The 19,331-nt window shown below is 70.3% G+C and carries 13 protein-coding genes and 1 pseudogene; 3 read left to right on the plus strand and 11 right to left on the minus strand.

What is annotated here, in order from left to right; translation table 11 throughout:
* Positions 1-42: 42 nt before the first annotated feature.
* From ACFY0U_RS42145 to ACFY0U_RS42160, 4 genes are read right to left on the minus strand one after another with little or no spacing between them, the layout of a single operon-like run.
* Positions 43-858 (minus strand): ATP-binding cassette domain-containing protein, encoded by an 816-nt coding sequence (locus ACFY0U_RS42145; protein ID WP_388645335.1) that lies wholly within the window; start codon positions 856-858, stop codon positions 43-45.
* Positions 855-2,615, minus strand: coding sequence for a dipeptide/oligopeptide/nickel ABC transporter permease/ATP-binding protein (locus ACFY0U_RS42150; protein ID WP_388645337.1), 1,761 nt, complete (start codon positions 2,613-2,615; stop codon positions 855-857). Before ACFY0U_RS42150 ends, ACFY0U_RS42145 begins: the two co-directional genes overlap by 4 nt.
* Positions 2,612-3,556 carry an ABC transporter permease gene (locus ACFY0U_RS42155; RefSeq protein ID WP_388645338.1) on the minus strand — a complete coding sequence of 315 codons (945 nt, stop codon included), beginning with the start codon at positions 3,554-3,556 and terminating at the stop codon, positions 2,612-2,614. Before ACFY0U_RS42155 ends, ACFY0U_RS42150 begins: the two co-directional genes overlap by 4 nt.
* A gap of 10 nt (positions 3,557-3,566) precedes the next feature.
* The gene (locus ACFY0U_RS42160; RefSeq protein ID WP_388645340.1) at positions 3,567-5,159 is read right to left on the minus strand and encodes an ABC transporter substrate-binding protein; all 1,593 of its coding nucleotides are present in this window, start codon (positions 5,157-5,159) and stop codon (positions 3,567-3,569) included.
* 413 nt (positions 5,160-5,572) lie between these two features.
* Between ACFY0U_RS42160 and ACFY0U_RS42165 the strand changes: the two genes are divergently transcribed.
* The 3 genes and pseudogenes from ACFY0U_RS42165 (at position 5,573) to ACFY0U_RS42175 (ending at position 8,233) form a co-directional block, all read left to right on the plus strand.
* Entirely contained in the window at positions 5,573-6,190 is a 618-nt protein-coding gene (locus ACFY0U_RS42165; protein WP_388645341.1) for a TetR/AcrR family transcriptional regulator, read from the plus strand.
* Complete coding sequence (locus tag ACFY0U_RS42170) at positions 6,187-6,984, plus strand: sugar phosphate isomerase/epimerase family protein (protein WP_388645343.1); 798 nt, start codon at positions 6,187-6,189, stop codon at positions 6,982-6,984. The genes ACFY0U_RS42165 and ACFY0U_RS42170 overlap by 4 nt, the downstream gene beginning before the upstream one ends.
* A gap of 54 nt (positions 6,985-7,038) precedes the next feature.
* Positions 7,039-8,233: pseudogene (locus tag ACFY0U_RS42175) on the plus strand (family 1 glycosylhydrolase).
* Positions 8,234-8,266: 33 nt separating this feature from the next.
* On the opposite strand, the gene ACFY0U_RS42180 reads toward ACFY0U_RS42175, so the two are convergent.
* The 7 genes from ACFY0U_RS42180 to ACFY0U_RS42210 all read right to left on the minus strand — a co-directional run bounded on the left by ACFY0U_RS42180 (position 8,267) and on the right by ACFY0U_RS42210 (position 19,259).
* Positions 8,267-10,930, minus strand: coding sequence for a family 78 glycoside hydrolase catalytic domain (locus tag ACFY0U_RS42180; RefSeq protein ID WP_388645344.1), 2,664 nt, complete (start codon positions 10,928-10,930; stop codon positions 8,267-8,269).
* Positions 10,931-10,993: 63 nt separating this feature from the next.
* Positions 10,994-12,346 carry an MFS transporter gene (locus ACFY0U_RS42185; protein WP_388645346.1) on the minus strand — a complete coding sequence of 451 codons (1,353 nt, stop codon included), beginning with the start codon at positions 12,344-12,346 and terminating at the stop codon, positions 10,994-10,996.
* Between the two features lie 522 nt (positions 12,347-12,868).
* Positions 12,869-14,680 (minus strand): beta-glucuronidase, encoded by a 1,812-nt coding sequence (gene uidA / locus ACFY0U_RS42190; RefSeq protein ID WP_388645348.1) that lies wholly within the window; start codon positions 14,678-14,680, stop codon positions 12,869-12,871.
* Between the two features lie 42 nt (positions 14,681-14,722).
* On the minus strand, positions 14,723-15,538 hold the full coding sequence (locus ACFY0U_RS42195; RefSeq protein ID WP_388645350.1) for an SDR family NAD(P)-dependent oxidoreductase: 816 nt from the start codon (positions 15,536-15,538) through the stop codon (positions 14,723-14,725).
* 26 nt (positions 15,539-15,564) lie between these two features.
* Entirely contained in the window at positions 15,565-16,767 is a 1,203-nt protein-coding gene (locus tag ACFY0U_RS42200; RefSeq protein WP_388645352.1) for a glycoside hydrolase family 1 protein, read from the minus strand.
* Positions 16,768-17,458: 691 nt separating this feature from the next.
* Entirely contained in the window at positions 17,459-18,067 is a 609-nt protein-coding gene (locus ACFY0U_RS42205) for a TetR/AcrR family transcriptional regulator (RefSeq protein ID WP_388645354.1), read from the minus strand.
* A 598-nt stretch (positions 18,068-18,665) separates the two neighbouring features.
* The gene (locus ACFY0U_RS42210; RefSeq protein WP_388645356.1) at positions 18,666-19,259 is read right to left on the minus strand and encodes a TetR/AcrR family transcriptional regulator; all 594 of its coding nucleotides are present in this window, start codon (positions 19,257-19,259) and stop codon (positions 18,666-18,668) included.
* Positions 19,260-19,331: the final 72 nt, after the last annotated feature.

Here is a 19,331-nt window from a genome sequence, read left to right on the forward strand (position 1 = left end):
GAACTCCTTGACTCGGCGGTGCGACGCGGTACGGCAAGCGGGTCACACGTGTTGCCGTGCCGCGCGCCGCCGGCGCTGTTCGGCCGGGTCCGCGACCGGTGCGGCGAGCAACAGCCGCTGTGTGTATGGGTGTTCGGGGGCCGTCGTGATGTCGCCCGCCGGTCCGGTCTCGACGATGTCGCCCCGGTGGATCACGCTCACCCGGTGGCTGATGTGCCGGATGACCGCGAGATCGTGCGAGATGAAGAGATAGGCGACACCGGTGCGCCGCTGGATGTCGACGAGCAGATCGAGAACGCGCGCCTGCGTGGTGAGGTCGAGCGCGGAGACCGGCTCGTCGCACACGATCAGCCGGGGAGCGGGCGCCAGCGCGCGGGCGATGGCGACACGCTGCCGCTGGCCGCCGCTGAACTCCCGGGGCAGCCGCTGCGCCGCGTCCTTCGGCAGCCCCACCTGGTCGAGGAGTTCCGCGACCCGCTGCCGGGCCTCACCCGGCGCGGTGCCCTGCACGACGAGCGGCTCGCTGAGGATGTCGCCGATGGTGAGAGCGGGGTTGAGAGAGGAGTACGGGTCCTGGAAGACGACCTGGATGTCCCGGGACAGCGCACGTCGTTCCTTCCGTCCGGCGTGGGTGATGTCGTGGCCCCCGAAGCGGACCGTGCCGGCGCTGGGCGCGGCCAGGCCGAGCACGGACCGGCCGATGGTCGTCTTGCCGGAGCCCGACTCGCCGACGACGCCCAGGGTCTCGCCCTGTCCCACGGTGAGCGACACACCGTGGAGTACCTCGTGCGGACGGGCTCTGAAGCCCCGCCCGGGGTAGGTGACGCGCAGCTCGCTCACCTCCAGCAGTGTGGTCATCGGGTCTCCTTCTCCAGGGCGCCCATGGAGGCGGCCGGTGGATCGGTGCGCAGGATGCTCTCGTCGAGGATCGAGTCCAGGAGGCCCCGCGTGTACGGGTGTTGGGGCGCGGCGAACAGCTCCTCCGTGCCGCCGGTCTCGACGACCGTGCCCTCGCGCATCACGGCCACGCGGCCACAGATGTCGGCGACCACACCGAAGTTGTGGGTCACCAGCAGTACGGCCATGTTCAGGTCCTTCTGCAGATCGCGCAGCAGGTCCAGGATCTCCGCCTGGACGGTGACGTCGAGGGCGGTGGTCGGCTCGTCGGCGATGAGCAGCAGGGGCCTGCTGGCGACGGCGCCGGCGATGAGGACGCGCTGTGCCATGCCGCCGGAGATCTGGTGCGGGTAGGAGCGGAAGGTGCGTTCGGGTTCGGGGATGCCGACCCTGGCGAGGAGCGCCAGGACCCGCTTTCGGGCCTCGTCCCTCGACATGGGCGTCGCGGCGCGCACTCCCTCCACGAGCTGGGCGCCCACCGTGACCGACGGGTCCAGGTTGGACATGGGTTCCTGGGGCACGTACGCGATGGACGTCCCCCGCACCGACCGCAGTTCGCGCTCGCTCAGGCCGAGCAGCTCACGCCCGTCGAGCCGGATCGAACCGCGCGTGACGACCGCCTCCGCGGGCAGTACCCCCAGCACGGCGAACGCGGTCTGCGTCTTGCCGGAGCCGGACTCGCCGACGAGGCCGAGGGTCTCCCCGGCCGCGACACTCAGGGTGATGCCGCTGACGACCTCCTTCAGCTCGCCGGTCGGCGTCGGATAGGCGATGGCCAGATCCTCCACCGTGAGCAGTCCGGAGACGGCGGCCGCCTGGGTGGCCGACGGCCGGTACCCGGTTGCGCTGACGATCCGGACCGGCTTGGGACGGCCGCCCTCCAGGGCGTCCCGCAGCGCGTTCCCGAGCAGCACCAGCGAGGCGGTGATGACGCCGAGCACGAGGCTGGGCCACAGGAACTGCAGTGGCTCCTCGTACAGGTTGGAGAACCCCTCGGAGATCATCGCGCCGAAGCTGGGCACCGTGTTCGAGCCCACGCCCAGGAAGGCCAGACCCGACTGGACGGCGATCGAGGAACCCGCGAGGAACGCCGTGGCGATGACCACCGGCCCGCGCACCACGGTGAACACATGCCGCCGCAGGATGCGCCTGTCGGGCAGCCCCGACACCCGGGCGGCATCTACGTACAGCTCGTTCTTCACACCGAGGACGAGGTTGCGTACGAGCCGGTAGACGCCCGGGGAGAGCAGCACCCCGAAGATCAGCATGGTGGCCTTGTAGTCGCCCTTGGTCACCGGCATCAGGACGATGAGCAGGAGCAGCCCGGGGAACGTCATGATCAGACTGAACACCCACTCGGTGACTCCGCGCACGCGCCGCCCGAAGTACCCCCCGATCAGCCCGGACGTGATCCCGATCGCCAGGGCGATGCTCGCGCCGATGAGCGCCGAGACCACGCTCGTGTTGATGGAGAACAGGAGCCTGGCGTAGATGTCGCGTCCGCTCTTGTCCCCGCCGAGCAGATAACCGTGGTCGCCGACTCCGGCGTTGACGGCGTCCAGGTTCGCCTCGTTGGCACCGTGGTCGGTGAGGATGGGGGCGAGCAGCCCGAGCAGGACGATGACGATCAGCAGGCTCGCGCTGGCGACGGCCTGGGGGTCGGAGAGCAGGCGCCGCAGGGTCGACCGGCGGCGTGCGTCAGCGTTCGGCGTTGTCAACTGGTCATCCTCGCCTTCGGGTTGAGCCAGCCGTTGAGGAGATCGACGACCAGGTTGACGGCCACGACGAGGAGTACACCGAAGAGGCTGATGCCCATGATGATCGGGACGTCGCCCTGGAGGGAGGCGTTGAACGCGTACTGGCCGAAGCCGGGCAGAGCGAAGATCTGTTCGATGATCAGTGCGCCGCCGAGCATCTGGATGAACTCGAGGGACAGCACCGTCAGGGCCGGTCCGGCGGCGTTGCGCAGGGCGTGCCGGAGCACGATGGAGCGGGTGGGGATGCCCCGGGTGCGCAGGGTGCGGACGTAGTCCTTGCGCAGTTCGCCGATCATGGCGCCGCGGATCTGCGAGGTCAGGCTGGCGACCCCGCCCATCATCAGGGCGACGACGGGGATGGCGATGCTGCTCGCCCAGCGGGCGGGGCTCTCGCTGAAGTCCGTGTATCCGGTGGCCGGGAACACATGCAGCTTGATGGCCAGTGCGTAGACCAGCGCGATGGCGACGAGGAGGCTCGGGACGAGGTAGCCGGTCATCGCGGTGGCCTGCGCGAACCGGTCGACGGCGCCACCGCGCGCGGCGGCGGCCACCCCGAGGGCGACGCTGATGACCGAGGTGGCCAGCAGTGCGACGACGACGATCGACAGGGTGACGCCGAGCCGGGCGGTGATCGCGGAGCGGACCGGTTCGCTGGTGTAGTAGGAGGTGCCGAGCTCACCGCGGACGGCGTGCGAGAGCCAGTCGACGTACTGGCCCGCCAGGGGCCGGTCCAGGCCCATCTGGGCCTTCTGGGCGACGACCTGCTGTGGCGTGGCGCCGTTGCCGAGGACGCTGCTCGCGACATCGTCGAAGGAGGTGCTGAGCAGCAGGAACGTGATCATGGTCACCAGGACCGCGAGCACCAGGCCCGCGGTCAGGCGACGCAGCACATAGAGCGTCATGGGTGGCGGCTCACCCTCCGGACTTGGACGAGCCGGCCACGCCGAACTGCCGGATCGTGGACATCGTGGAGGAGCCGTCGCCGAGGTAGGTGATGCCCTTCTTGGTGGCCCAGTCGCTGCCGAGGTAGAAGACGGGGGACAGCCAGGCGTTCTCGACGCCGAACTCGTTGATCTCCCGGTAGATTCCGGCGGCCTTCGCCGGGTCGAGCTCCTTGGATGCCTGGTCGAGCAGCTTGGTCAGCTTCGGGTCGGTGGAGTGGAAGACGTTGCGGAAGCCGGTCTCGGTGTAGAAGCTGCGGGTCATGATCGCGTCGGAGGCGAGGCCCTCCACGAGCAGGAACATCGGGTACTTGCCGGACGCGACGGCGGAGGTGGTCTGCTGGGCGGGCACCGGCTCCCAGGTCACCTTGATGCCGATGTCGCCGAGCGCCTGGGTGAAGAGCGGTTCGAAGCTCTTGGTGAAGACGAGGCTCGGCATGGTGACCGAGAAGCCCTTCGGGTAGCCGGCCTCGGCAAGCAGCTTCTTGGCTCCGGCGACGTCGTAGGGGTACTTGGCGTTGAGCGCCTCGTCGTAGGCCTTCCCCTTCGGGTTGAACACCTGGTCGGTGGCCTTGCCGGAGCCCTGCAGCACCTGGGTGACCATCTTCTGTCGGTCGAAGGCCATGTTGATGGCCTGGCGGACCCGCAGATCGCCCAGCGGCTTCAGCTTGGTTCCGGCGCGGTCGCCGAGGACGAGGTAGGCGCCCGCGGTCGCCTCCACATGGGTGATCTCGAAGCCGGCCGCCTTGAGCGCGGACAGCTGCGAGACATCGGCGGTGCCGGCGTTGGTCTGGCCCGCCTTGAGGGCGTTGGCCGACGCGGTCGGGTCGGTGATCACGCGGATCTTGACCGTCTTGAAGGGGTACGCCTTCTTGTTCCAGTAGTCGTCGCGCCGGTTGAGGACGTACACCGAGCCGTTGACGGTGGTCTTGGTGTCGAGGGTGTACGGACCCGAGCCGACCGGGTTCAGAGCGGTGCTCTTGTCGGCCATGGTCTTCGGGTCGCCGATGACCCCGGGTGCGGTCGACAGCGCGGCGAGCAGCGAGGCCTCGGGCCGGGAGAGCTTGAGGACGACCGTCGAGGCGTCGGGTGCCTCGACCGAGGAGACGGCGGCGAGTGACAGCTGGCTCTGCCCGGGCGTGGAGCGGATCCGGTCCAGGGTGGCCTTCACCGCGTTCGCGTCCACCGGGTCGCCCGAGCTGAACTTCATGCCCTGGCGGATCTTCAGGGTCAGGGTGCGGCCGTCCGCGGAGTACGACCAGCTCTGCGCGGCGCCGGGGTGCAGTTCGCCCTTGTTGTCCTGGAGGAGGAGCGTGTCGAAGATCGAGTCCCAGACGTAGGTCTGCTGGCCCTCGATGAGCTGGGCCGGGTCGAACGAGTTGGGCGTGCCGAGGATGGACAGCGCGAGCGTCGTGTCGGTGCCGGAGTTCGACGTGGCGGCCGGGGTGCTGTCGCACGCCGCCGTGGCCGTCGCCAGCAGGGCGATGGCCACGGCGGCGGCCAGGGTCTGCGAGCGTCGGCGCAGCCGCGGCCCGGGCCGGGAATGCGAAGAGTGGATGCGCATGGGTGGATTCCTTCGTCCTGGAACCTGAAGAGCCGAGACGTGTGTCGGTCTGTCGGTGCGGTCATGCACGGATGCATGCCTGGGCTGATGCACGCGTGGGGGTGTGCGGCGGAGCCGTGAGTGTGGCCGGAGGCGGCGAACAGGGCCGCTGCGGCGGTCGCGGATCCGCCGGCGCGTCCTGACGCGAACAGTTACCACGTGGTCGAATTTCATTCGGAAGGTAAGCCTCGGTGGCAGGCGCGGGAAGGGTGCGTACCGCGTTCGTAATCAGAGCGTTATCTGGCGGGAAATCGTCGGGCTCCGCCCCCTTGTGCTCGCGGCTGTCGCCGCCCACACTCCGAGCAGGTCATGAAAATCTAAGCCTTGGAAGGTTTTGGGGACGTGTCACGGGATTCAGGAAGAGGAAGCGCGCTGTGAGCCAGGCCAAGGCCCGCGGCCCGTACACCAAGACCCCGGCCAGGCGGGCGGAGATCGTCCGGGCGGCGCGCGAGAGCTTCGCGGAACACGGGTTCACGAAGGCCTCGCTGCGGGACATCGCCGAGCGGGCCGGCATCACCCACGCCGGGCTGCTGCACCACTTCCGCAACAAGGACGACCTGCTCGCCGCCGTGCTCGCCGAACGTGACACCGAGGAGCGGCGGTACGCCGAGTCGAAGGTCCCGGACATGGACCATCTGGCGCCGTACCTCGGCGACATGCTGCGCCACCACCAGAAGGCCCCCGAGCTGATGCGCCTGTGGATTGAGCTCGCGGTGGCCGCCTCACGTCCGGAGCATCCCGCGCACGGCTACTTCGTGCAGCGCTACGCCTGGGGAAGCGATCAGTTCGCGCGGGGCATGCGCGGCAAGGCCGACCGCGGAGAACTGCACGAGGCCCTTGCCCCCGAACACGCCGCCACCCTGCTTCAAGCCGTGCTGAACGGCCTGCAGTTGCAATGGCTGCTCGACCAGGATCTCGACATCGTCGGGCCGGTCCGGGCCTTCATGCGCATGACCTTCCCGCAGGCCGCAGAACGAGAGGACGAAGCATGAGACCCGGCACCCTCGCCGTCCAGCTGTACAGCGTGATCGATGCTCTGGCGGCCGATCGCCCCGGCACTCTCGCGCGTCTCGCCGCGCTCGGCTTCCGGTACGTCGAGCCGTTCGCGCTCGGCCTGTGGAACACGCCCCCGGACGAAGTGGCCGCCGCCGCACACGCGTTGCGCGCGGACCTGGACGAGGCCGGTCTCGCGGTCAGCTCCATGCACATCGCCGTCTCGGCCGACAGCCAGGCCTCCGCGATCGAGACCTGCCGCATCCTTGGTACCGACACCGCCTTCGTACCGATCCCCTGGCTTGTCGACGGTTTCGACGAGCGGTCCCTGGAGACCCACGACGGCGTACGCGCCTTCGCCGCCCGGCTCAACGAGGCGGCGCGCGAACTGGCCGGGGCGGGCATCCGGCTCGGCTACCACAACCACCACTTCGAGTGGGCCCGACTGCCCGGCGGAGCCCACGCCTTCGACGTCCTGTGGGACCTGCTCGACCCGGAGATCCTCGCCGAGGTCGACGTCTACTGGGCCGCCGTGGCCGGCCAGGACCCGGTCGACGTCATCAAACGCCTCGGGGAACGCGCCGTGACCGCCCACCTCAAAGACGGCCCCGCCGCACGCGACACCCCGCAGACACCCATCGGCACCGGGGACATCGACATCCCGGCGGCATTGCGCGCGGGCACCCATCTGCGCTGGCACATCACGGAGATCGACCAGACGGAGGCCGACCGCTTCGAACTCCTCGCGGCCAACCGACAGACCCTGCTGGAGGGCGGACTGACCCTGCCCTGACGAGGGGTGCGTCCGACCTCGCCCAAGATCACACCGATACCTCCGGGAGGGATCATGCGCGGTAGTACGCCGTTCCTTTGGGGAGCCTCCAGCTCCCCGCACCAGACCGAGGGCAACAACGTCAACAGCGACTGGTGGGTGATCGAAGGACGCACGCCGGGCCTGGAGAGGAGCGGCGACGCGCTCGACAGCTACCACCGCTTCGAGGAGGACATGCGCCCGCTCGCGGACGCCGGCCTCAACGCCTACCGCTTCGGCATCGAGTGGGCACGCGTCGAACCGGTGCCTGGACACTTCTCCCGGGCCGAACTCGCCCACTACCGGCGCATGATCGACACCGCCTTGTCGCTCGGCCTGACGCCCGTCATCACACTCCACCACTTCTCCAACCCGCGCTGGTTCGCCGAGGAGGGGGGTTGGCTCGGGGAAAAGGCGGTCCAGCGGTTCACGCGCTACGCCGAGGCCGTCACGGACATCCTGGGCGACGTCCCCTGGATCGCCACCATCAACGAACCCAACATGCTCGCGATGATGATCACCATCGAGCGCCAGGGCCCGGCCGGTCCGAGCAGCGGCCCCCAGGGTCTGGCCGCGGCCGACAACACCCGCCCGAAACTGCCCGCCCCCGACCCGGAGATCGGCGCCGCCCTGGTCGAGGCCCACCACGCTGCCCGGGAGGTCGTCCGCGCCAACACCGACGCCGCCGTGGGCTGGACCGTCGCGAACCGCGCATTCGCCGCACGGCCCGGCGGCGAGGACAAGCTCCGCGAGATCGAGTACGACTGGGAGAACCTGTACCTCGAAGCCTCGCGGGGTGACGGCTTCGTCGGAGTCCAGTCGTACTCCAGCGAGTGGGTCGGACCCGACGGCATCGAGCCGCATCCGCCGCACCCCGACAACACCATGGCGGGCAAGGCGTACCGGCCCGACGCTCTCGGCATGGCGGTCCGTCACACCTGGGACGTCACCGGCGGGGTACCGATGCCTCGTGACCGAGAACGGCATCGCCACCGCCGACGACAATCGACGGATCGCCTACACACAGGAGGCCCTCGACCACCTGTTCGCCGCGATCGACGACGGCATCGACGTGCGGGGCTACCTGCACTGGAGCGCCCTCGACAACTACCGCTGGGGCGACTGGAAGGCGACTCTCGGCCTGATCGCCGTAGACCGTGAGACCTTCGAGCGCCACCCGAAGCCGAGCCTCGCCTGGCTGGGCGCCACCGCCCGACGCGGGCGCCCCTGAGACCCGGCCCGTCGGACCGGGCCCCGGTTGGCCTCAACCCGCCTTCCCCACCCGCCGAGTGGCACTGAACCTGCCGCAGGGGAGCGGCTCTACGACGGTGCCGTCAGGGAAGACGACGCGTGCCGCGGTGGCCGGGGGGACGTCGACCGTGACGGTGAGTTCGGCGCCGGACATCCGCCACTCGACGACGATCGTGCCCTGCGGGGACTCGTGCGTGCCCCGGGCCCATGGCACGGACGGGTGCGGGACGGGCGCGACCTCGAAGGACTCCCAGGCGACCGACCCCGGCGTCTGCCGCAGCCCCAGGACGTGGGTGTGCAGGAAGCGGACCACCGCGCCCTTGCTGTAGTGGTTCAGGGAGTCGTGCGCGGCGCCGGACTCGTCGACGCCCTCCCAGTCCTCCCAGATGGTCGTCGCGCCGCGGTCGACCATGTACAGCCAGGACGGCGCGGTGCGCTGGAGGAGCAACTCGTAGGCGACGTCGGCGTGTCCGGTGTCGGCGAGGACGGGGAGCAGGTCGCCGGTCGCGAGAAAGCCGGTGCCCAGATGCGTGCCGGCCGCGCGGATCAGCTCGACCAGGCGCGCGGCGGCGGCCTCGCGCAGTGCACCAGGGACGAGGTCGAGCGACAGCGCGCGCACATAACCGGCCTGGGTGTCGCCTGCGGTGCGTCCGTCGGGGGACAGGAACTCGGTGCGCCACGCGTCACGGACCCGCTCGGCGATCTCGGCGTAGCGGTCCGTGTCCTCGATACGGTCCAGCACACGTGCCACGCGGGCCAGGGTCGCCGTCGAGCGGTACAGGAAGGCCGTACCGATCTCGCCCTTGTCAGCCATGAACCAGGCGACAGGATCGTCCTTGACCGGGTCGACACGGCTGCCGTCGGCCGCCCTCACCCGGGGCTCGGTCCACTCACCCCAGTGGAAGGAGCCGTCCCACAAGTACCGCTCGTGCGGCAGCGGTTCGGCCGAGCGCTCGGTCCGGGACGGGTGGCGGGTGGTGCGGGCGGTCATGAGCGCCCACTCCACCCAGCGGACCATCGCCTCCCAGTTCTCGGCCAGGACCTCCCGGTCGCCGTACGACTCGTACAGCTCCCACGGGACGGCGACGACGGCGTCTCCCCAGCCGGCCGAGCCGGTCATCATGGCGAACTGGTCGTCGAGGTGGTGTTTGATACGGCGTCCGTCGGGCGAGAAGTTGGCGATCCGGCCGTCGGGCAGCTGGTCGTCGCGGACGGAGCGCAGCCACTTGCGGCTGAACCCCAGGACGTCGTACAGGCGTGTCGCGGTGGGGGCGAAGACCTGGTAGTCGCCGGTCCAGGCGAGACGTTCGCGGGTCGGACAGTCGGTGGGCACGTCGACGGCGTTGCCCCGGAAGCTCCACTCGGCGATCTCGTGGAGGCGGTCGAGGTCACCGTGCCCGCAGGCGAACGTGCCGGTGCGGCGCAGGTCCGAGTGGATGACGCGCATGACGAGGCTCGCCGGGTCGAGGGGGGCGCCGTCGCGGTGGACGCGGACGTACCGGAAACCGTGCACGGTGTGGCGCGGCTCGAACGTCTCGCCACCGCCCGCGGACACGACCTCGTCGCGCTGGACGAACGGGATCGGGGCCTGGCCCGGGCGCGTGGCGTCGAGGTGGGCGGTCGTCAGGTCGCCGTCGGGGCCGAGGTGTTCGCCGTGGTCGACGACCGTGCGGGTGCCGGCCGGGCCGAGCTCGGCCAGCGCGATCCGGCCTGAGGCGTTCTGGCCGAAGTCGGCGATCCACACGCCGTCCTCGAGCTGTACGACGGCCTGTGCGGGGCGTGACTCGATCACGCGCACCGGCGGCGCGGGCGACCAGTCGATGGCGGGCGCCTCCACCTGGTCGACAAGGACCGGCCTGCCGGCCCCGGGCCGCAGACGGAAGTCGGTGGTCTGTCCGTCCATGAGGTCGGCCCGGGTGATGGCCGACTCCGCGCTCGTCCACGTCCCGTCGGTGCGGACGACCTGCCGTGCGCCGTCCTCGTAGACGATGTGCAGTTCGGCCCGTGCGCCGGGCACGGTGCCCCAGCCGGCCGGTTGGCGGAAGGCGCCGACCTGACCCCGGTACCAGCCGTCGGACAGCAGGATCTCGAACCGGTTGTCGCCCGCCTCGACGGCGGTCGTGACGTCGGACGCCTGGGCGTAGAGCGTGCGGTCGTAGGAGGTGGACCCCGGCGACAGTTCAGCGGTGCCGGCCCGCGAACCGTTGACATACGCCTCGTACACCCCGAGTGCCGTCGCGTACAGCCGTGCCGAGCGCACCCCGGCCCGCGCCTCGAACCGGGCCGACAGGACGTACGCGGGCCGTCTGCCGTAGCCGGCGTCGCCGGACTCGGCGGGGCTGATCCAGTGCGCCCGCCAGTCCGCGGCGAGGAGACCTGTCTCGAACGCGTGCCACTGTGACCACGGCGAGTCGCCGTCGCCGCCGAGCGCCCGGACCCGCCAGACCACCCGGCGACCGCTGTCCAGCGCCGCCCATGGCCACGGAACGAACCGGTGCCCGCCCACGGCGGTGGCCACAGCGGGTCGCCCCTCGCCGTCGACGGTGCACTCCACCTCGTACGCCACCGGGCGTGCCGCGTCCGACGGTGGCTTCCACGACAGCCGGGGCGTGGGGCCCGAGACGGGGAAGGTGTCACCGCCGCTGTCGATGCCCAGGTCGTACGGTGCGTTGTGCATGCTGTGCCTTCTTGGAACTCGGTGGAACGGGAAGCTTCTAGGGACGCCGGCCGGGAGGCGGCGCTACCGGACAGACCTGATCTTGAACTTGACGATGAGGCCACCGACCAGTGCCAGGACCGCGCCGATCAGGTAGAGCTGGGTGTAGTTCTTCTCGCCGCCGTCGCTGACGCCGAGGGTGATGACGAGCGGGGCGATCAGCGGGGCGACGGCGCTGGGGATCTTCTGTGCGAAGGCGACGACGGCGAGGTAGCGGCCGGCCTCGGCCCGGTCCGGGAGGACGGCGAACACGATCGCCTGGTCGACGGCGCTGAACACCGCGATGGCGAACTGCATCAGCACCGCGCCGACGACCAACTGGGGCAACGAGTGGGCGAACGCCTCGGTGACGGCCCCGGCGACGAACACCGCGGAGCCGATCAGGGCGAACAGCTTGCGCCGGCCGAGCTTGTCGGAGAGGAAGCCGCCACCGATGGCGCCGCCCGCCGCGGCCACCACGCCGACTGTCCCGATGACCGCCACGATCCCGGCGACCTCCTTGACCGGCAGGTCGAGCCGCTGCGCGTAGAAGAAGGTGCCGAAGGCCGTGTTGAAGTACAGGCCCATGAAGAAGACGAAGCGGCCGAGCCAGTTCCAGCCGAAGTCCGGGTACTTGCGCGGGTTGAAGCCGTAACTGGCGACCATGCTCCTCAGGGTCACGCCGCCGGTGCGCACCAGCGCGCGGGAGTCGCCCTCGGGCTTGAACACCGGGAACAGGATCACCAGAACGGCGCCCAGTACGCCCGGGACCAGGAACACCAGGAAGGTGCTGGAGGCCACGCCGTACGCGAGACCGATACCGATCACCGGGGCGATCTGGGTCATGACACTGGTCAGGGCGGAGACCCGGCCGCGCTGCTCCTCGGGCACCCGGTCCGCCTGGACGTTCTGTACGGCCTGTCCGGCGGTGGCCCAGCCGATCATGCCGACCGCCCACGCCACGCCCAGCAGCAGGACCGACGGCGCGAGGGCGACCCCGACGAGTGCGACGGTGCCGAGCAGGGCGCCGCCGACCATGAAGGGGGCGCGGCGGCCGAACCGGGAACGGGTCCGGTCGCTCCAGAGTCCGATGAGGGGGCTGAGGACCAGGTAGAGGAACTGGGCGGACCCGGTGACGTATCCGAGCCGCTCCTCGTGTCCCGGTGCCAGGTCGTCGATCCGCACCGCGAGCGAGTAGGAGAGGGGGACCATCAGGGCCAGGGAGCCGCCGAAGCTGGCGGTCATCAGCCAGAGGAGGTAGTCCCTGCCGACCTTCTGCAGCGGCGGTGCCTCGATCTCGGACGGGGCGGGCGGCTCGGTGGGGCGCCCGGCGGCGTTCTGAGGTGACGCCGGGGGAGGGGAAACCGCCACGCTGACGTCCCGGTCGTCGTGAGGCATGAGGACTCCTTTGTCACATGATCGCAAGGGGTGGCGGCAAGCCGGTGGGCGGCGGGACGGCCGTGGCCGGGCCGCTGGGCAGGGGAGGAGAAGCCGCGGCGAAGAACGGTTGTTCGGTCAGAGCCGGCAAGGCGCCGTGGGGTGGAGCGGTTCTGGCTGCCGGGATGTCGGCGGCACGGCATCGACCGTGCCGCCGACTGGACCCGCTGCGGTGCGGGTCCGGGGAATGCGGAGTGCGGTGGCGGCCAGTGCCGTCGGAGCCGGGATCCTGCGATGTGCGCCGCGGGCGACTCCGGGATGTCGGCTCAGGAGACGCCGGTGGGGCACGACCGGGGCTTCGCCTACGCACAGGAGGGGCCGTGGCATGGCGCCGCTGTGTGCGGTGCCTTGAGCGGACCGGTCGCCTGAGGGCGCCGGTGTGATTCGGCCCTGCGCTCTGTGGGGTGGCGGGCCGGGCCACGGGCCCGCCTTGTCGGTCGTTGCGGCAGGGCGGCATCGGGGTGTTGCGGAGGGTCGCCGTTCTCAGTCGGCCGCGGTCTGGCCGGGCTTGTGGCCGCCGAGGCCGTGCCAGCGCCGGCGCAGGGCGAACGCGGCGGACTTGGGTTTGCGGTCGCGGGTGAAGACGCCCTTCTTGTTGCCGTCGACGCGGTGGATGCCGGGCGAGGTCTGGAAGTCGGCGAAGTTCCACACGTGTTCGCCGACGAACTCGGGGATGCGGTCGAAGACCCGGTGGTACATGGCGAGGAAGTCGCTCTGGTACTCCTCGCTCCACGGGGTATCCCAGACGGAGTGCAGGCCGGGCTGGGTGTCGGCGCCGTACTCGGACATCATGACCGGCTTGCCGAAGCGCTGGACCCACCCCCGCAGGTCCTGCTCCAGGTACCCCTCGGCGGTCGCGAGGTCACCCGTGAACAGGTACCAGCCGTAGTAGCGGTTGATGCTGAGTACGTCGAACAGGTCGCCGATCTGGTCGTTCTGCGGCGTCGCGAACATGACGGCGGCGTAGGTGAGGGGCCGGGTCGGGTCGAGCTTGCGGGCCAGTTCGACCAGCGGTTCGAAGTATTCGCGCGCACCGTCCTCGTTGGAGGCCGGCTCGTTGGCGAGACACCACATCACCACGCTCGGGTGGTTCCTGTCCCGCTCGATCAACTCCCGCAGGTGCTGGGCGTGGACGTCCTGGGTCGTCCCGCCGAAGTTCTCCGGGGCGAAGGTGGGGGTCGGCGGAATGCCGGTGAGCCCGCCCTGGACGCCCAGGTTGAGGCCGACGGCGGCGGTCTCGTCGATGACGACGATGCCGTGCCGGTCGGCGAAGTCCAGGACCTCTTCGGCGTAGGGGTAGTGGGACGTGCGGAAGGAGTTGGCGCCGGTCCACTCCATCAGCTGGAAGTCGTGCACGAGGTAGGCGTCGTCGTGGCCCTTGCCGCGGACGGGGGTGTCCTCATGCTTGCCGAAGCCGGTGAAGTAGAACGGCTCGCCGTTGATGAGGAAGTCGGTGCCGCGCACCTCGACGGTACGGACGCCGAACGGTTGGGTGTAGCTGTCGACGGTCTCGCCGTCCACGGCCGGTTCCACGACGAGGTCGTAGAGGTAGGCCGCGCCCGGCTGCCAGAGCGTGACGTCCTCGATGCGCAGGACGCCCTCGGGGCCTTCGCCCTCCGCGACGGTCCGGCCCGCCTCGTCGGTCACGCGCACCCGCACGGTGGCCGTGTCGGCGTGTTCGCCGGCGGTCTCCACGCGGTAGCTGACGGTGCCGGCCGTGCCGTCCCGTCCGGTGACGACGGTGACGTCCTCGACGAAGGTCGTCGGCGTGCTGTACAGGCGGACCGGGCGTGCGATGCCGGCGTAGTTGTAGAAGTCGTGCAGGTACGACTGCCGTTCGCGGCCGTCGGGGCCGGTGGTGACGGTGCCCGGCGGGATGGTCACGTTGGTCAGGCGGTTGTCGACGCCGACCGTCAGCCTGAACTCGGTGCCGGGCTCGACGATGCCGGTCAGGTCCGCCTCGAACGGTGTGTAGCCGCCGGTGTGTTCGGCCACGAGCCGTTCGTCCACGTAGACCTGCGCGGTATGGGTGACGGACCCGAAGCGCAGGACCACGCGCTCGCCGGTCCAGCCGCGCGGCACGCGCACCTCGCGCTGGTACCAGACGACTCCGACATGGTCGCGGATCTCCGGGTCCACGAACAGGTCGTTGTAGCTGGCGGGTACCGGGACTTCGAGCGGCGGGGCGAGCCGTGACGTCCAGGGAGTGGAGCCGGCCCGGGTGTCGAGGGCGAACCGCCATAGGCCGTCGAGGCCGAAGACGTCTCGGGTGGGGGTGGTACGGGGCGAGAGCATGAGGTTCCTACCGGGTGCTGGGGCGGTCGGGGGTGGTGTGCGTCAGGCCGTTTCACCGGCGTCGGCGAGGAGTGTGCTGCCTGTCATGAACGCCGAGAGGTCGCTGGCGCAGAACAGCACCACCCTGGCCACGTCGTCGGGCACGCCGAGTCGGCCGAGCGGACCGGGCTGCATCACGGACATGATCGTCTCGGAGTCCACGCCGGCCGCCGCTGCCGCCGCCATGTTCCCCTCGGTCGGTACGAACGTCGGGGCGACGCCCAGTACGCGGATGCCGAACGGGGCGAACTCCAGGGCGAGTTGCCGGGTGAGGCCGCGTGCCGCGTGCTTGGAGCCGACGTACGCGGCGAGCCCGGGGGCCGTCCCGCGGAACCCGGCCGTGGAGACGACGTTGACGATGACGCCCCCGCTGCCGGCCTCGCTCATCCGGCGCGCGGCCTCCCGGGAGCCGAGGAAGACCCCGCGGGTGTTCACGGCGAACACCTCGTCGAAGGCCTTGTCGGACATCTCCAGCGCGGGAACGCTGGGGAATATCCCGGCGTTGTTCACCCAGATGTCGACCCCGCCGAGCTCCCGGACCGCGAGGTCGGCGGCGGCCACGACGCTGTCGGGGTCGGTGACGTCCAGATGGGTGGCCAGGGCGCGGCCCGGGCCTCGGGCGCCGAGAGCCTCGGCGGCGGCGGTGGCGAGCTCGTCCTCGATGTCCGCGACGAGCACGTCCGCTCCCGCCTCGGCCAGCCGCTCGGCGACGGCCCGGCCGAGCCCGCGGCCTGCGCCGGTCACGACGGCGCGCCGCCCGGACAGCGAGACGAGTTCGGTCAGGGACTTGGACGAGACGTCGGGTATGGATACCTGCACGGTGTGTCCTCCGTGTGAGGGTGCGGTCAGATCCGGCCGCGGCGGGCTGTCTCGCCCAGCCACGCGAGAGAGGGCTTGGGGCGGCGTTCGAACGTCTCGCGGTCGACCGCGACCAGGCCGAACGTCGGCGCCCAGTGGCCCCACTCGTAGTTGTCGAGCAGGCTCCAGTGCAGATAGCCGCGGGCGTCCACCCCGTCGGCGATCGCCTTGCCGAGGTGCTCCAGGGCTTCGCCCGTGTAGGCGATGCGGCGGGTGTCGTCGCCGGTGGCGATGCCGTTCTCGGTGATCAGGATCGGCAGGCCGCCGGTGAACTCGGCGGTGTGCCGTACCGCGATGCCCAGGGCGTCGGGCCGGTAGGCGGTGCCCACGAGCGTGTTGTCCGGGTGCGGCGGGTAGGGCTCGATGCCGTCCGGGCCGACCCACTGGCTGGAGTACGACTGCACGCCCACGAAGTCGTCGCCGCGCGACCCCTCCAGGTAGAGGTCCTCCCAGACGTGCTCCAGTTCCCGCTTCTTCTCCTCGGCCCCGGGACGGGCCACGAAGGCGCGGTTGGCGACCGTCCATCCGACCTTGGCGTTGGTGCGCTCGCGCAGCACCTCCCGCGCGGCGTGGTGCACCTCGACGAGCCGTTCGCCGATGGCGGTGTCGGGGGCCGGCAGCGGTGGACGCGGGCCTTCGTTGTCGAGGGTCGGGCTCTGCCACTCCCCGTCGGCCTGCGCGTTCTGCATCGCCCGCGCCATGCCGGCCATGATGGCCAGCATGTTCGGCTCGTTCATGGTGACGACCCACTCGACGCCGTCAAGGATCGGCGCGACCGTCTCGACGTAGGTCCGGAACCGGTCCACGGCGCGCTCCCCGAGCCAGCCGCCCTCCTGGGTGAACCAGAGCGGGCTGGTGAAGTGGTGCAGGGTCACGACCGGGGTCAGGCCGAGCTCGAAGGCCGTGTCGATCATGCGCCGGTAGTGGGCGAGTTCGGCGCGCGAGACCAGGCCGGGTACGGGCTCGATGCGGGCCCATTCGATGCCGAAGCGGTAGGCGTTGAGTCCGGCGTCCGCGAGCAGCCGCATGTCCTCGTGGTACCGGTGGTAGCTGTCGCATGCGTCGCCGCTGCGCTCCATGCCCGGGATGCGCCCCTCGTTGGCCCAGAAGTCGCTGTTGAGGTTGTTGCCCTCGATCTGGTGCGGTGCGGTGGAGGCTCCCCAGAGGAACCCGGGCGGGAATTCGGTCATCGTCGACTGCTTTCCTGAGTGTCGGTGGTGCGGGCCTCGTGGCACTTGCGCCGTTCACCAGGCCGTTCGGGCGCGGTGGGCGGTGGCCTCAGTGCGGGGGCGTCGAGGGTGGAAGCGAGCTCTCCGGCCGGGCCGGTCGCCCGGACGTGGCGGGGGGAGTGGACGCTCACGCAGTGGCTGAGTACGAGGAGTGCGACGACCACCAACGCTTACCGTGTGGTTAGTTTTCGTTGGGACGGTAGACCGGGATCGCAAGGGCGGGAAGGATGCCGCTCGGCTTCGTGATCAGAACGTTATATGGGGGCGTCTTGGTCGCGGGGAACGCGTGCGCACGGTGAACACGGCAGGCACCGGCAGCCCGTATCCCGAGCCCGAGGGGTGGATGCCGGGGGAGCGTGACCTGGCGTCGGCCGTCGGCCGTCGGCCGTCGGCCGTCGGCGTCGGCCGCGGCGCGCTCGGCGCTGGAGGATCTGGGGCGGCGGATCGCTGCCTGCGGGGAGGGGGACGGGCCGCTGGTTCGGAGGAGTTCGAGCGCTGTGGCGGCGCGCTGCATCACGGCTTCGCCGTCAGGCGCCGCCGCTTGATCCAAGTCCCACGACCCGAGCGGGGGCGGATCGCCGCCGCCCGTGGGCGAGATCCTCGGACTGTCCGCGAGGTCGGCGTGATCACCTCAGGGCGCGCGGCGATACGTTCATTCCGCGGCGCGGTCGTGGTCGAAGAGCAGGCGTACGAAGTCGGTGACGGGCCCGGCGATGTCGAGGTCCTGGTCCAGCACCCACTGCAACTGGAGCCCGTTGAGCACGGCATGGAAGAGGATCGCCGCGCTCTCCGGGCTGACGCCCTCGCGGAGCCTGCCGCGTGCGGCCTCGTTGTCGAGCCCCTCGGCGAACTGTGTGCGCCCGCGTTCGTAGCGTTCGGCGAAGTAGGCGTGGGCGGGGTGATCCGGCCGCGAGGCCGCGGCGGCGAGCTCGATCCACAGGCGCATCAGCTCGGGCGCCTTCTGGTGGTGGCGGATGAGCTCGCCGAGGTAAGGGGCGAGGTGGTCCAGGCTGTCCACTGCTTCCAGGCCCTGCTGCCATTCCTCCGCATCGCGTTCGGCGAGCACCTCGGCGAGGAGTTCGTCCTTGCTCCGGAAGTGGTGCAGGAGGCCGGCGTGGGTGATGCCGGCTCGTTCTGCGATGTCGCGCAGCGAGGCTTTGGCGTAGCCGTTCTCGGCGAAACTGTCGCGTGCCGCTCGTACGATCTCCGTCTTGCGGGCCGGCGTCTTGGCGTACGGTCCACGCGCTTTGGCCTGACCCACTGTGCGCTCACTCTCCTTGATCAAGCAGGTCCGGGACGGTCCTACGCCGCAGTTGAGCCATTAAAGCTTCCCATATGGTCGGGATTCACGTTCCGTTCTGCGGCGACTGTAGACCGCTGAAAGGTAACGCTCTGGTCACGAAGGTCGATCGCACCCTTCCTGTGCCTGTCGCGCGGGTCTAGCGTCCGACCGGAAATCAACCGCATGGTAAGGGTTCGCGTGATCGCTCCTCCCGGGCCGCCAGAGGAGACGAGCGCGCTCATGGGCAACGGTGCTGACGCGCCGCCGGATCGATAAGCACGCACCCCGACATCTGTACAGCGCACACCGCTTCAGCTCCATCGCGTGAGTCCACCCCCGAACACGCCTATGCACAGCGGCTGTCGCTTGCGGCACCGGTCGCGGACCCGGTCGAGCCGCGGAATCAGCGCGCGGAGCGGCGGTCCGGCGGTCGCCCCCTCCGGTCGCCGGTCTCCGTCTCGACCCACCCATCGAACAGGGGAGCTGACGATGGCTCAACCGCCCCCGGGATCCTCTGACCTGCGGTCACGGCGGCGCACGGGGTGCAGGCGCCGTCCGGTGGCGCCGACCGTGCCCTTCAGTTGTCGGCAGGGGCGCCCTCGTAGTGCTGGAGGAACTGCTCCACGAACTCGAGGGCCTCCGTGTGCCGGGTGGTCATGCCCATCGTGTTCTCCATCATGAGGATCCGGCCGAGGGCGTTGGTCAGCATGAGGAGCACGGCTGGGGACACCTCCGGCGGCAGTTCGACGCCCGTCTCTGCGAGACGGCGGGTGAGCACCTCCAGTTGCGCCTCGCGGTAGCGCTCGGCACGGTCGGCGAGTTCGGCGCGGATCGTCTTGCGGTGATTGGCCAGCGCGGTGAACTCCGTGGTCAGCGCGTTTCCCGGGTGGCTGGCGATCTGCCACAGAGCGTGTATCGGCTGAGGGCCTTCCAGTCGACGGGCCACCCGCTCCAACTCCTCGTCGCCACGCCGTCGCAGCACGGCGAGGAAGAGGTCGTCGAGGGTGCGGAAGTAGTACAGCACCAGCGCCGGGGCGACCTCGGCCTCGCGGGCCACCCGACGGACGCCCACGGCGGCGTATCCCTCCTTGAGCATCAGCCGCTCGGTGACATCGAGCAGGACCTGGCGCGTCTTGGAGTTCTCGGTGCCCATGCGGCGAGGTGCGGTCATGCCGCTCATTGTCCTTGACGGCACCGGAGAGCGCTGTTAAACAGTTGTTCAACGCTCGTGTTAAACAACTGT

It is taken from the genome of Streptomyces sp. NPDC001536 (assembly GCF_042894505.1).
Classification (GTDB): domain Bacteria; phylum Actinomycetota; class Actinomycetes; order Streptomycetales; family Streptomycetaceae; genus Streptomyces.

Bases quoted from the DNA above. Each gene is read 5' to 3' on its own strand.
- uidA (WP_388645348.1), bottom strand. From the start codon at position 14,680: ATGCTCTCGCCCCGTACCACCCCCACCCGAGACGTCTTCGGCCTCGAC.
- ACFY0U_RS42155 (WP_388645338.1), bottom strand. From the start codon at position 3,556: ATGACGCTCTATGTGCTGCGTCGCCTGACCGCGGGCCTGGTGCTCGCG.
- ACFY0U_RS42145 (WP_388645335.1), bottom strand. From the start codon at position 858: ATGACCACACTGCTGGAGGTGAGCGAGCTGCGCGTCACCTACCCCGGG.
- ACFY0U_RS42170 (WP_388645343.1), top strand. From the start codon at position 6,187: ATGAGACCCGGCACCCTCGCCGTCCAGCTGTACAGCGTGATCGATGCT.
- ACFY0U_RS42210 (WP_388645356.1), bottom strand. From the start codon at position 19,259: ATGACCGCACCTCGCCGCATGGGCACCGAGAACTCCAAGACGCGCCAG.
- ACFY0U_RS42185 (WP_388645346.1), bottom strand. From the start codon at position 12,346: ATGCCTCACGACGACCGGGACGTCAGCGTGGCGGTTTCCCCTCCCCCG.
- ACFY0U_RS42180 (WP_388645344.1), bottom strand. From the start codon at position 10,930: ATGCACAACGCACCGTACGACCTGGGCATCGACAGCGGCGGTGACACC.
- ACFY0U_RS42160 (WP_388645340.1), bottom strand. From the start codon at position 5,159: ATGCGCATCCACTCTTCGCATTCCCGGCCCGGGCCGCGGCTGCGCCGA.
- ACFY0U_RS42200 (WP_388645352.1), bottom strand. From the start codon at position 16,767: ATGACCGAATTCCCGCCCGGGTTCCTCTGGGGAGCCTCCACCGCACCG.